The organism is Stenotrophomonas sp. YJH_SMC_57 (genome assembly GCF_059369755.1).
In genome coordinates, this window is sequence record NZ_JCAFSZ010000018.1 from 1 (window position 1) to 12,537 (window position 12,537).

12 protein-coding genes are annotated in these 12,537 nt (G+C 63.1%); 8 read left to right on the forward strand and 4 right to left on the reverse strand.

Features of this window, described 5'->3' with window-relative positions:
* The 6 genes from AC5P7U_RS19545 to AC5P7U_RS19570 form a co-directional block, all read left to right on the forward strand.
* A partial coding sequence (locus AC5P7U_RS19545; protein WP_495221368.1) for a DUF2345 domain-containing protein occupies positions 1-451 on the forward strand: 451 nt, incomplete at its 5' end.
* The gene (locus AC5P7U_RS19550; protein ID WP_197564640.1) at positions 444-2,063 is read left to right on the forward strand and encodes a hypothetical protein; all 1,620 of its coding nucleotides are present in this window, start codon (positions 444-446) and stop codon (positions 2,061-2,063) included. The genes AC5P7U_RS19545 and AC5P7U_RS19550, both read left to right, overlap by 8 nt.
* Before the next feature lie 2 nt (positions 2,064-2,065).
* Positions 2,066-3,175: a hypothetical protein gene (locus AC5P7U_RS19555; protein ID WP_197564639.1), complete on the forward strand. Its 1,110-nt coding sequence runs from the start codon at positions 2,066-2,068 to the stop codon at positions 3,173-3,175.
* Positions 3,176-3,227: 52 nt separating this feature from the next.
* The gene (locus AC5P7U_RS19560) at positions 3,228-4,331 is read left to right on the forward strand and encodes a hypothetical protein (protein WP_308309070.1); all 1,104 of its coding nucleotides are present in this window, start codon (positions 3,228-3,230) and stop codon (positions 4,329-4,331) included.
* A gap of 57 nt (positions 4,332-4,388) precedes the next feature.
* Positions 4,389-5,483: a hypothetical protein gene (locus AC5P7U_RS19565; RefSeq protein ID WP_308309069.1), complete on the forward strand. Its 1,095-nt coding sequence runs from the start codon at positions 4,389-4,391 to the stop codon at positions 5,481-5,483.
* 57 nt (positions 5,484-5,540) lie between these two features.
* Complete coding sequence (locus AC5P7U_RS19570) at positions 5,541-6,635, forward strand: hypothetical protein (RefSeq protein WP_308309068.1); 1,095 nt, start codon at positions 5,541-5,543, stop codon at positions 6,633-6,635.
* A 95-nt stretch (positions 6,636-6,730) separates the two neighbouring features.
* Here AC5P7U_RS19570 and AC5P7U_RS19575 read toward each other — a convergent pair whose 3' ends face one another.
* The 4 genes from AC5P7U_RS19575 to AC5P7U_RS19590 all read right to left on the reverse strand — a co-directional run bounded on the left by AC5P7U_RS19575 (position 6,731) and on the right by AC5P7U_RS19590 (position 9,992).
* Positions 6,731-7,159, reverse strand: a complete 429-nt coding sequence (locus AC5P7U_RS19575; RefSeq protein WP_308309071.1) for a SecDF P1 head subdomain-containing protein — start codon at positions 7,157-7,159, stop codon at positions 6,731-6,733.
* Between the two features lie 50 nt (positions 7,160-7,209).
* Entirely contained in the window at positions 7,210-7,761 is a 552-nt protein-coding gene (locus AC5P7U_RS19580) for an HdeD family acid-resistance protein (protein ID WP_006475263.1), read from the reverse strand.
* 58 nt (positions 7,762-7,819) lie between these two features.
* Positions 7,820-8,515 (reverse strand): ComF family protein, encoded by a 696-nt coding sequence (locus AC5P7U_RS19585; RefSeq protein WP_312560984.1) that lies wholly within the window; start codon positions 8,513-8,515, stop codon positions 7,820-7,822.
* 136 nt (positions 8,516-8,651) lie between these two features.
* Positions 8,652-9,992 (reverse strand): chloride channel protein, encoded by a 1,341-nt coding sequence (locus tag AC5P7U_RS19590; RefSeq protein ID WP_197606483.1) that lies wholly within the window; start codon positions 9,990-9,992, stop codon positions 8,652-8,654.
* Positions 9,993-10,195: 203 nt separating this feature from the next.
* Between AC5P7U_RS19590 and bioB the strand changes: the two genes are divergently transcribed.
* Both bioB and bioF read left to right on the forward strand, forming a co-directional pair.
* Positions 10,196-11,239, forward strand: a complete 1,044-nt coding sequence (gene bioB / locus AC5P7U_RS19595) for a biotin synthase BioB (RefSeq protein WP_495221371.1) — start codon at positions 10,196-10,198, stop codon at positions 11,237-11,239.
* Positions 11,240-11,306: 67 nt separating this feature from the next.
* A complete protein-coding gene (gene bioF, locus AC5P7U_RS19600; protein WP_197564634.1) occupies positions 11,307-12,530 on the forward strand; it encodes an 8-amino-7-oxononanoate synthase in 1,224 nt (407 codons plus the stop codon).
* Positions 12,531-12,537 lie beyond the last annotated feature (7 nt).

Below are 12,537 nucleotides of genomic sequence, written 5' to 3' on the forward strand. Positions count from 1 at the left end.
CGACGAGCGCATCGACGTGCTGGCGCAGACCAAGGTGGTGCTGCAGGCCGGCAGCAGTGCGATCACGCTGGAGGGCGGCAACATCACCTTCAGCTGCCCGGGCGAGTTCAAGGTCAAGGCGGGCGAGCATCCGTTCATGGGCGGGGAGCACGCTGTCCCGTTCATCCCTCCGCTTCCTGGAGGGCTTCAGCGCATTCCCGACTGGATCGCGCTGGACTACCGCGATGTGGAAACACAACAGGCCATGGCAGGTACTCCTTACGAAATCCACTTCAGGAACGGCTCGGTCATCAAGGGAAAGCTGGATGTTGCCGGCAAGGCCCACCATGAGCCCATCCCGAAGCAGGAGGTAGAGAAGGTCGTCTATGAACCCCGCAGCGCTGATACGGAAGACAACTGGCCCGACCTCGAGCTGATCGCCAACCCTCAACAGGGTGCGGGCCGTGGGTGATTCGCGCACCGATCTCCCCAATCAGGCAGCCCCCGTCACCCTGCAGCAGCTTCGCGAAGCGCTCGCCTTCATCAGCGAGCAGTACAGGAGTGCTGTCGACGGCGGCAAGAACGTCTTCGCATGGCTGTGGGAGTCGATCCAGGGGGACTTCAACCAGGAGCGCAGCACCGGGCAGGTCGTATTCGACACCGCCATTTCAATGATCCCCGGCGTGGACCAGGTCTGCGACGTCCGAGACATCATTGCCAACTGCAAGCAGATCAACGACGACAAGAGCAATTCCTGGGCCTGGATCGCGCTGGTCCTGACCCTGATCGGCCTGATCCCCACGCTGGGCTCGCTGTTGAAGGGTGTATTGAAGATTTTCTTCCTCTTCATCCGCCGCTTCGGCTTGAACCATCTTGTGCGCGCTGTGGATGAGGCCATGAGCTGGGTCATCACGCTCCTGCGCCGACGTGAGGTCGCCCAATACTGGAAAGCACTGCGCTGGGACCGCGTGTTCCATGAGCTGGCGAAGCAGACCCGCATCGTGCGTGCACGGGTGACCAAGGCACAGCTGTTGAAAGCCTTCGATCGCGCCGTGCTGCTGATGCGTAGCCTGCTGGGCAAGGTGGCCGACATCCCGATGGTGGGGCGCCGTGCCCAGGAGACCATCGATCTGGTCGTTGGCATCCGGAAGATCGCAGACAACTACATCGGAAAAGTACTGGCGCCCGTACAGCGCATCCTTGACACGATCATCAAGCGCCTTGAATTCGAAGACATGGTGCAGCGGCGCGGCATCGTCAACGCCGGCAATTTCCATTTCACCGGAACGCTGCCCGAAGCACATGCCGTGACGTTGATGCGGCGGGTTGATCCGCCGCCTTCGTGGCTTGGGAAGGGAGAGCCAACGAAGAACCTGCCGTTGGTTCCAGCGAGGTTGCGTGTACGTGTAGACGAAATGGCGGATAAGGGCTTCCCAAGACTTACTGATGGCCAGATCGAAAGTTTCGCCAAAGGCATGCGCGCCGATACGATCAAGGGTCCTGCAAAGCTGTATCGCGTGGTCTCACCGACGAACTTCAGCGCAGGTGCGGACTGGGTTACCGAAGAAGTCTTCAATACGATCATGAAGTCAGCCGACCCGAGGGCCACCTGGCGAAGGCATCTGGCCGTCTGGCCAGACTGGAACCCCAATGGACAGTTCGTCGTCTATGAGCTCAAGGCAGGAGAAGAACTGAAGGTGTGGCGCGGCCCGGCATCTGCCCAGAAGAAAGACGTTCTGCCGGATCACCACCTTGAAGGCGGCTACGAACAGATCAAGTTCGACGCCGCATTTGAATACGACGCTGCCGGCAAGCCGGGAAAGAGGACGTTGGCCGATAGTTCTGAGTACTACGCCGTCAATGAAGCAACCGGTGCCATGACCAGGAGCAGCATGACCTATGACAAATGGAAGCTGCTTCCTCCGCATGAGCAGGTGAAATACGTCAGCCTGCGGACCAAGATCAACAACCCCCGCATTCTCGGCCCGATGGACACCGGCTGGGGGACAAGCGACTTTGGTACTCAAATGAATGATGTAAAGCTGGGTCTACCGAACATCTCCGGCCAGAAAATGAACCGCTGACCATGAAAATTCAATATCTGAAACTGAATCCGTGGCACAAGCGCCAAGCCGCCCTCATCCATCATTTCACCTCGATGGAGTACCTGAAGGGCCTGCTGCCGCAGATCGACAGCCTGCTAGCCATGACCGACCAGATGCTTGATGAGCGCTCGCATCTGGATACAGCTGGCAGAGCCTTGGCGGGTTGGGAATCACAAGATACGGCATCGCATTTTTCGACGTATGCCTATCCTGCACTGATGGAGTTCCGGGAATGTGTGGTTGAAGACATAGCTCTACGCTCAATCGAGCGGTATCGAGGAGCAGGTGAACACCAATGTGCTCGTATGCTGGAGGAGTACGCCTACCAGATGGCCTGGGCGACGCCGGAGCAGGAAAAACTGTTCCGCGAGACCACAGAAAGAGTGTTCAGGTATGCCCGACAAATCTCGAGCATTGTTTCTCGCCCTTCGACCATGGACGATTTCATATATTGGCTACTCTGGAACGAGAGCGCCGCAGACACGCAACATATTCCCGCATTTCGTGTTCGAACAGATATCTGCGCGCACACTCACCAAACTCCCCCGCGCACTGGCATCTACGTCGCCAAGGACGATCCTATGGCTTCACTTCAGTTTGCATGGACCGGTGGATATGGACAACTTTGCCCGGCCATGGCCCTCAACGATGTGGGACGAGCCATTCTGAAGCAGATCGGTCGAGAACGCATGTGGGGGGATACCGAAGCCTTCTATCGCTTCCTCGATGCAAACCGGCATCTGGATCCCTATGGATGGTCAGACATTCAGGCCGATCTGGTAAAGGTGGCTCCGTCAGTGATCGCCGGTTCGGCCTTCGATCTGAAGGATTGCGACTGGTATTTTGTCGAACCCATTGCCAATGAATTCGAGGAAATCGACGGCAGCTACACCGGCACCGATCAGCCGGATCTCCGACCGGACCGAGTCGCCGCCGGAGAGCGGGCGCCTGTGGCCGGCTGGTGGTACTCGCCTGCACAAGGCAGCAGGCGCTTCTTCAAGCAAGGCGATGTGTTCCCCGCCATCAACAGCGACTGGGGTGACACCTTCTGGATCTGGGCGCCAGACCAGATGCCACCGACGATGGGTTGATGGAAACGCACCGCCCAGATTCTCCCGGAGCTGATTGATCAGAAGCACGTGCATGATCCCTATGGAACTCAATCCCTGGCACAAGCGCCAAGCCGCCCTCATCCATCATTTCACCTCGATGGAGTACCTGAAGGGCCTGCTGCCGCAGATCGACAGCCTGCTAGCCATGACCGACCAGATGCTCAATGAGCGCTCGCATCTGGATACGGCAGGCAGAGCCTTGGCAGGTTGGAGCTCCCAAAATACGGCCTCGCACTTCGCGACCTACGCCTTTCCGGCACTCATGGAGTTTCGTGAAGGCATCATCAAGGACATAGCACTGCGCTCAATCGAGCAGTATCGAGGAGCAGGTGAACACCAATGCGCTCGCATGCTGGAGGAGTACGCCTACCAGATGACTTGGGCGACACCGGAACAAGAGAAGCTCTTCCGGGAGACAGCAGAAAGAGCGTTTGACTATGCTCGCCAACTATCGCGGATCGTTGCTCGCCCGTCGACCATGGATGATTTTGTCCACTGGCATCTCTGGAACGATAGCATCATCAATACCCACCGAGTGCCCAGATTCCGCGTCCGAACCGACATTGTCGTGCAAACCAATCAAACTCCTCCGCGCACTGGCATCTACGCCGCAAAAGACAACCCCATGGCTTCACTTCAGTTTGCCTGGACAGGGGGATACGGAGAACTATGCCCGGCCATGGCGCTCAATGATATTGGAAGAGCGGTCCTGAAGCAGGTTGGGCGCGATGGACTATGGGGAGATGCAGCAGCGCTGTATCGCTTCCTCGACGGGAACCGGCATCTTGACCCCTATGGTTGGTCTGACGTCCAAGCCGCGCTGGCGGAACTGGCAGCGTCAACGATCGCCGTTTCGGCATTCGATCTAGAAGATTGCGAGTGGCATTTTGTTGAACCGATCCCCGACGCATTCGAGGACATCGACGGCAGCTACACTGGCACCGATCAGCCGGATCTCCGGCCAGACCGAGTCGCAGCAGGAAAGCGCGCGCCTGTGGCCGGCTGGTGGTACTCGCCTGCACAAGGCAGCAGGCGCTTCTTCAAGCAAGGCGATGTGTTCCCCGCCATCAACAGCGACTGGGGTGACACCTTCTGGATCTGGGCGCCAGACCAGACGCCACCTACGATGGGTTGACGAGCACTTCATGGCCTGCCCTTTCCGAAGTTGCACCATCAGAAGCGTGCCCGCCCCATGGAATTGACGCCCTGGCACAAGCGCCAAGCCGCCCTCATCCATCATTTCACCTCGATGGATTATCTGAAGGGATTGTTGCCGCAGATCGACAGCCTGCTGGCGCTGACCGACCAGATGCTCAATGAGCGATCGCATCTGGATACGGCGGGCAGAGCCTTGGCAGGTTGGAGCTCCCAGAATACGGCATCACACTTCGCGACGTACGCTTTTCCGGCGCTCATGGAGTTTCGTGAAGGCATCGTCAAGGACATAGCACTGCGCTCAATCGAGCAATACAGTGTCGCAGGCGAGCACCAATGTGCTCGCATGCTGGAGGAGTACGCCTACCAGATGGCCTGGGCGACGCCGGAGCAGGAAAAGCTGTTCCGTGACACCACCGAAAGCGTCTTCAGATATGCACGGGAGCTCTCCGGCATAGTCGCACGCCCCCCCGTCAAGAATGACTTCTCATTCTGGCTGCTCTGGAACAAGGGCGTGATCGACTCACATCGAATCCCAAAATTCCGTGTCCGCACAGATTTTGTCGTGCGAACCAATCAGGTTCCTCCGCGCACTGGTATCTACGTTGCCAAAGATGACCCCATGGCTTCACTTCAGTTTGCATGGACTGGTGGGTACGGACACCTTTTCCCAGCCATGGCCCCCAATGATGTTGGACGAGCCGTACTGCGGCAGTTCGGTCGAGAGCGACTGTGGGGCGATGCAGAAGGCCTGTATCGCTTCCTCGATGCAAACCGGCATCTGGATCCCTATGGATGGTCAGACATTCAGGCGGATCTGGTGAAGGTGGCTCCGTCAGTGATCGCCGGTTCGGCCTTCGATCTGAAGGATTGCGACTGGTATTTTGTCGAACCCATTGCCGATGAATTCGAGGAAATCGACGGCAGCTACACCGGCACCGATCAGCCGGATCTCCGACCGGACCGAGTCGCAGCCGGAGAGCGGGTGCCTGTAGCCGGCTGGTGGTACACGCCCGCGCAGGGTGGCAGGCGCTTCTTCAAGCAAGGCGATGTGTTCCCCGCCATCAACAGCGACTGGGGTGACGCCTTCTGGATCTGGCCGCCAGACCAGACGCCGCCGGCATTGGGTTGAAGAGCATTTCATGGCCTGCCCTTTCCGGAGCTGTACCATCAGAAACATGCCCGCCCCATGGAATTGACGCCCTGGCACAAGCGCCAAGCCGCCCTCATCCATCATTTCACCTCGATGGAGTACCTGAAGGGATTGTTGCCGCAGATCGACAGCTTGTTAGCCATGACCGACCAGATGCTCAATGAGCGATCGCATCTGGATACGGCGGGCAGAGCCTTGGCAGGTTGGAGCTCCCAAAATACGGCCTCGCACTTCGCGACCTACGCCTTTCCGGCGCTCATAGAGTTTCGTGAAGGCATCATCAAGGACATAGCACTGCGCTCAATCGAGCAGTATCGAGGAGCAGGTGAACACCAATGTGCTCGCATGCTGGAGGAGTACGCCTACCAGATGGCTTGGGCGACACCGGAACAGGAAAAATTGTTCCGCGACACAACCGAAAACGTCTTCAGATACGCACGCGAGCTCTCCGAGACAGTCGAACGCCCTCCGGTCGCGAATGACTTCTCATTCTGGCTCCTCTGGAACAAGGGCGTGATCGACTCACATCGAATTCCAAAATTCCGTGTCCGTACAGATTTTGTAGTGCGAACCAATCAGGTTCCTCCGCGCACTGGCATCTACGTCGCCAAAGACGATCCCATGGCCACACTCCAGTTTGCATGGACCGGTGGATACGGAGAGCTGTGCCCAGCCGTCACCCTCAATGAAGTTGGAAGAACCGTTCTGCGGCAGTTCGGTCGAGAGCGACTGTGGGGCGATGCAGAAGGCCTGTATCGCTTCCTCGATGCAAACCGACACCTGGATCCCTATGGCTGGCCCTACATCCAGGCCGATCTGGCCAAGCTGGCACCGTCAGTAATTGCAGGTGTGGGCTTCGATGATCAGGATTGCGACTGGTATTTTGTCGAACCCATCGCCGATGAATTCGAGGAAATCGACGGCAGCTACACCGGCACCGATCAGCCGGATCTCCGACCGGACCGAGTCGCCGCCGGAAAGCGGGTGCCTGTGGCCGGCTGGTGGTACACGCCCGCGCAAGGTGGCCGGCGCTTCTTCAAGCAAGGCGATGTATTCCCCGCCATCAACAGCGACTGGGGGGACACCTTCTGGATCTGGGCCGCAGACCAGACGCCGCCGTCGATGCGCTGAGTCTCATCGCTGGAGGAGGGTTGCATCAATGACGCTCTCCTCTCCAAGACAGCACGCTCTCCCACGCGCACGGCGCATGCACGCACTGCCCACTCCTACCGCTTCACCGGCACAGACCCGGTGATGTGCTTCTCCAGTGCCTCGGCATCACTACCGGTCAACCCACTCAGGTTCATCGATTCCGCAAACGGTCCCTGCACCGTCGCCACCATCAGCACCCGGCCATCCACGCTGATCGCCATGCGCTGGCCGACCATCGCCGCTGTGCCATCGTGGATGCGCTGGTGCGCCTCGGGCCGATAGCGGATCTGCAGCGCCGTCTGGCCGTACTCATCCTGCACGGCGCGCACGTCAGCGATGTCCGCACTGCGGGCAATTGGAGGCTCGCGCAGCGTCAGCTTCTCGTCCTGCCACTGTACCGGCACGCCCTTGCCGGCCGCATCGACCGCGCTCAGGCGCACATCCACGCCGGGCAGTGGCGGGCGGTCCGCTCCCGCCCCCATGCCGGGCGAGGCACTGGGCATGCACCCGGCCAGGGCCATCGCCGCCCCCAACACCAGCGCAAGCAGAGCTCTCACTTCAGCTTCCGCAGCTTGAACGCCACCAGCACCTGCAGCAGCCCGTACAGCAGGCTGCCGATGCCGATCCACAGCGTGGTCACCGCCACGCCTGCGTAGGGGTTGGCCACGAACAACAGGCCCAGCACCACCGCCAGCACGCCACTGAGGATCAGCAGCCACTCGCCCTGGATCTGCCTGCGCACGCGGATCGCGAACACGATGCGATAGATGCCGGCCACCAGCAGCCACGCCGCCAGGAACAGCACCAGCACGCTGGCGGTGGCCAGCGGGTTGATCACCGCCAGGATGCCGAAGCCCAGCGAAGCGATGGCATACAGCGCCAGCCAGCCGCGGGAAGCACCACTGCCACCGCTGATCAGTGCGAACAGGCTGATGACGCCCTCAGCGATGGCGACTACACCCAGCGTCCACGCCAGTGCCATCGCCGCCGACAGCGGCCAGCCGATGGCGACAATGCCGAAGCCCAGCGCGACCAGCCCATACAACAGCAGGATCCACCAGCTACGGCCCACCGCCGACAACAAGGGAGACAAGGGGGAATTCATGGCCACTCCTTCGATCCGGAACCTGACGCATCCTAGACCCTGGCGATGAAGGGGGCGATCACGGCACCCGCGCGCATACCCACGCACGCACTTCTTCCGCACCCACGCAGCGCAGCGTTTCGGCGATCTCCATCAGCGTGCTGCCGGTGGTCATCACGTCGTCAACCACGGTCAGCCGCGAAGGCACCGGCCCACGTACATCGAACGCGTCGAACAGATTCTCCCTGCGCTGTTCCGCGCTACGTTCGGATTGCGGTGCGGTGTGGCGGCGCCGGTATACACCGTTCCAGACCGGCATTGGCAGCAACCGGCACAGCTCGGCGGCCTGGTTGTAGCCGCGCTGGCGCAGGCGACGGTTGTGCAGCGGCACTGGTACCAACGGCGGGCACGACCAGGGCGGTGGTGTGCGTTGCATCAGCTGCGCAAGCAGGCGACCGGCCGCCAGGTCCTGATGGAACTTGTAGCGCACCAGCAGCTGGTCGACCGGTGGCAGGTACAGCAGGCTGGCATGGGTAGCCGCCTGTGGCGGTGCTTCTTCGCGGCAGCTGCCGCAGACGATCAGCGCGGTGTCGGGCAACGGCAATGCGCAGCGCAGGCACGCGCGGCCGGACCACGGCAATTCCGCGAAACAGGCGGCGCAGAGGTCCAGGCCATCGTGGCCGGGATCGTTGCAGACCAGGCAGCGCAGCGGCAGCAGCACGCGCAGCAACGCATGGGAGGCGGCACCTGCCGCACGCAGGAGGTGGATGGGCATGCCCCATGCTTTCTCTACCAGCGCCGGAGCCGCCATCGGTGAACCGCCTGCCACCGCGTCGGCGCTGTCCGCCACTGCGCATCAGTACGCGGAATCACGCACCGGAGCGCAGCACGTCCCCACGCGCAGCTCCCCGCTAGCGCGTCTGTTCGCGGTTCGCAGGATCGGGCGGTGCAGCAACCGCGGGCATCAACAGCTCTGCCAGCCCACGATAGATCGGCACCCGGCATACCAGCCCGGACACACCGCGGGCAATCAGCACCGTGGCCAGGATCGGCAACAGCAGATCACCGCTGTCGGTCAGCTCCAGCGAAATCACCGCCGAGGTCAGCGGTGCCTGGGTGACACCGGTCAGGTAGGCGCACATGCCCAGCAGCACGAACGCGCGCGGGTCCACGCCCGGCATCAGTACCGCCAGGTTGTGGCCCAGGCCGGCACCGACCGCCAGCGCCGGCGAGAACAGGCCACCGGGGATGCCAGCGACATAGGACGCCAGATTGGCCAGCAGCTTCATCAGCCCGAATTCGTGGCCCACCAGCGCCTGGCCCTGCACCAGGCTGCGCGCCTGCTCATAACCGGTACCGAACGCACCTTCACCGAACACCAGCGCCAGCAGCACCACCACCAGGCCGCATCCGGCGGCCAGCAGCACCGGATGCCGTTGCCGCAGCTGGCCCAGCCAACGTGGACGACCGGCCGCACTGGCCAGCACCGCACGCGCGAACACTCCGCCCAGCAACCCTGCCACCACGCCACACAGCAGGATCGCCAGCCAGCCCTGGCCCAGCGGCAAACGCGCACTTACATGGCCGAAGTAGGTGTAGTTGCCCAGCAGTCCCAGCGACACCACGCCGCCGACGATCACGGCGGTCAGCAAGGTGCCGGAGAACCGATGCTCGAAACGGCCGCTGAGCTCCTCGATGGCGAAAACGATACCGGCCAGCGGCGTGTTGAACGCCGCCGCGATGCCGGCAGCACCACCGGCCAGCAGGAAGTGCGAGAGCTCGCGTGGGTCCTTGAAGCCGAACCAGCGGCCGAACAGGTACATCAGGCTGGCACCCACATGCACCGTCGGGCCTTCACGGCCAACGGACGCGCCGCCGAGCAGCGACAACGAGGTCAGCAGCAGCTTGCCCGCCGAGACCGCGGGCGAAAGATTGGCCTCCCGGAACGATGCGTCCGGCTTGTCCAGGGCGGCAATGACCTGCGGAATGCCGCTGCCGCGCGTGGGTTTCAGCACGCCACTGGTCAGCCAGGCCAGCAACGCGAAGATGCCCGGCGTGAGCAGCAGGGCCCACCACGGCGAGTGCGAGGTGATGCGCTGGAACAGGTGGAAGGCCGCATCACTGGCCTTGGCGAACAGGATCGCCACCAGCGCTACGGCCACGGCACCGCCCCACAGCGCGGCGCGGCGGCGCCAGGCCTCGCTCAGGACCAGCGCAGTGATACGGCCACGGAGGCGGTAAAGATCAATCATGGGAACGAGTCTGCGCGCCAGCGCTTGCGTTGGGCAGCGGCCACTGTGGCCGGAAGTCTTGCAGGATGCGGTGAAATACGGCGCATCGATCGACTTCGATTGCATGATCAAACTGTAAACCATCTGACCTACATGATAGTTGACAGCCTGAGCACGCCCACCCACACTGCCGCCCTCGCTCCATTCGTACCCAAGGTCCCGCCATGGCTGCTGCCATCCGCCACGACTGGCAACACGTCGAACTGCAGGCGCTGTTCGATCTGCCGTTCCCCGAGCTGCTGTTCCGCGCCGCAGCGGTCCACCGTGAGCATTTCGACCCGTCGCAGGTACAGGTCTCCACGCTGCTGTCGGTGAAGACCGGCGGTTGCCCGGAGGACTGCGCGTACTGCCCGCAGGCGCAGCGCTACACCACCGGTGTGAACGCGCAGAAGCTGATGGACACCGACGCGGTGCTGGCCAAGGCGCGCCAGGCCAAGGCCGCCGGTGCGTCGCGTTTCTGCATGGGCGCCGCATGGCGTTCGCCGAAGGACCGCGACATCCCGAAGGTGGCGGCGATGATCGCCGGGGTGAAGGCATTGGGCCTGGAGACCTGCGCCACGCTGGGCATGCTCAGTGGCGAGCAGGCGCGTGCGCTGAAGGATGCCGGCCTGGACTACTACAACCACAACCTCGACACCGCGCCGGACTACTACGATTCGATCATCCACACGCGCCAGTACCAGGATCGCCTGGACACGCTGGAACATGTGCGCGACGCCGGCCTGAAAACCTGCTGCGGCGGCATCGTCGGCATGGGCGAGACGCGCGCGCAGCGGGTCGGCCTGCTGCTGGCGCTGGCCACGCTGCCGGCCCATCCCGATTCGGTGCCGATCAACAAGCTGGTGCAGGTGGCGGGTACGCCACTGCACGGCAGTGCCGAGCTGGACCCGTTCGAGTTCGTGCGCATGATCGCCGTGGCGCGCATCGCCATGCCGCGCTCGATGGTGCGGCTGTCGGCCGGGCGTGAGGCCATGAGCGACGAACTGCAGGCGCTGTGCTTCATTGCCGGTGCCAATTCGATCTTCTACGGCGACAAGCTGCTGACCACCGGCAACCCGGAAAGCGAGCGCGACCTGGCCCTGTTCGCGCGGCTGGGGCTGCAGCCGATGGCGGTGCAGGTGGATGCCGAGGGCCACGACCACGGCGGCACCGTACACGCCGACATCAGCGCCGATGCGCCCGGCTGCGGCTGCGCTCACGCGGCCTGAGACGGGATGCAGGCAGGCGTCGCGGCAACGCGCTACCCTAGCCGCCCCGTCGCCGCATTCAGCCGCCATGGCCCGCCCCGACCTGACCGCTCGCCTTCATGCCCAGCGCGCCCTGCGCGATGCCCAGGGGCGTCGCCGCCCGCGACGCACGGTCAGCCGTCGTGATGGCGTGCGCCTGGAGGTGGATGGCCAGTGGCTGACCGGCTTCTGCAGCAACGATTACCTGGGCCTGGCCCAGCAGTTCAGCGTGGTCAATGCGTTGCAGGACGCGGCCGCACGCGAGGGCGCGGGTGCCGGTGCTTCGCACCTGGTCTGCGGCCACCACGCGATGCACGACGCACTGGAACGCGAGGTGGCCGAGTGGCTGGGCTACCCGCGTGCGCTGCTGTTCGGCAGTGGCTTCGCCGCCAACCTGGCGGTGCAGCAGGCGCTGTTGAGCGAAGAGAACGATGTCTGCGTGCAGGACAGGCTCAACCATGCCAGCCTGCTGGATGCGACCCGGCTTGCCGGCGCACGCCTGCGCCGCTATCCGCATCTGGATGCGGAAGGTGCGATGCGTCAGCTCAAGCATGCGCCCGATGGCGCGGCGATGCTGGCCACCGATGGTGTCTTCAGCATGGATGGCGACATCGCCCCATTGCGTGCACTGTCGCTGGTGGCACGACTGCAGCAGGCGCTGTTCTACGTCGATGACGCGCACGGCGTAGGCGTGGTAGGTGATGGCCGTGGCGCGGTCGCGGCGGCCGGACTGGGCGTGGACGATGTGCCGCTGCAGCTGGTCACGCTGGGCAAGGCACTGGGTGGTTCCGGCGCCCTGGTGCTGGGCCGCGACGACCTGATCGAGCATCTGGCCGAAACCGCACGCCCGTACATCTACACCACCGCCGTACCACCGGCGATGGCGGCGGCGGCACTGGAAGCGGTGCGCCTGGCGCGCCGCGACCACTGGCGCCGCTCCAAACTGGCTGATCTGATCGCGCTGTTCCGCAGCGAAGCGCGTCGCCACGGACTGGACCTGATGGCCTCGGAGACCCCGATCCAACCGTTGCTGTGTGGCGACGACCACTCGGCCGTGGCGATGTCGCGGGCGCTGGAACAGGCCGGCTGGCTGGTCGGCGCGATCCGACCGCCGACGGTACCGGAGGGCAAGGCGCGGCTGCGCGTCACCCTGTCCGCGCTGCACTCGCCGGACCAGGTGCGCGGCCTGGTCGACGCCATCGCCAGCGCGCGTGACCACGTCGCCCTGTCCGCACGAGAGAGCGCCCCGCCACCGCTGCCCGCCTTTGCCTGAGTTCCGC

What these genes read in the sequence shown, in the direction of transcription:
- AC5P7U_RS19555 (WP_197564639.1), top strand. Translation starts at nt 2,066, where the DNA reads ATGAAAATTCAATATCTGAAACTGAATCCGTGGCACAAGCGCCAAGCC.
- AC5P7U_RS19560 (WP_308309070.1), top strand. Translation starts at nt 3,228, where the DNA reads ATGATCCCTATGGAACTCAATCCCTGGCACAAGCGCCAAGCCGCCCTC.
- AC5P7U_RS19565 (WP_308309069.1), top strand. Translation starts at nt 4,389, where the DNA reads ATGGAATTGACGCCCTGGCACAAGCGCCAAGCCGCCCTCATCCATCAT.
- AC5P7U_RS19570 (WP_308309068.1), top strand. Translation starts at nt 5,541, where the DNA reads ATGGAATTGACGCCCTGGCACAAGCGCCAAGCCGCCCTCATCCATCAT.
- AC5P7U_RS19575 (WP_308309071.1), bottom strand. Translation starts at nt 7,159, where the DNA reads ATGCCCAGTGCCTCGCCCGGCATGGGGGCGGGAGCGGACCGCCCGCCA.
- AC5P7U_RS19580 (WP_006475263.1), bottom strand. Translation starts at nt 7,761, where the DNA reads ATGAATTCCCCCTTGTCTCCCTTGTTGTCGGCGGTGGGCCGTAGCTGG.
- AC5P7U_RS19585 (WP_312560984.1), bottom strand. Translation starts at nt 8,515, where the DNA reads ATGCCCATCCACCTCCTGCGTGCGGCAGGTGCCGCCTCCCATGCGTTG.
- AC5P7U_RS19590 (WP_197606483.1), bottom strand. Translation starts at nt 9,992, where the DNA reads ATGATTGATCTTTACCGCCTCCGTGGCCGTATCACTGCGCTGGTCCTG.
- bioB (WP_495221371.1), top strand. Translation starts at nt 10,196, where the DNA reads ATGGCTGCTGCCATCCGCCACGACTGGCAACACGTCGAACTGCAGGCG.
- bioF (WP_197564634.1), top strand. Translation starts at nt 11,307, where the DNA reads ATGGCCCGCCCCGACCTGACCGCTCGCCTTCATGCCCAGCGCGCCCTG.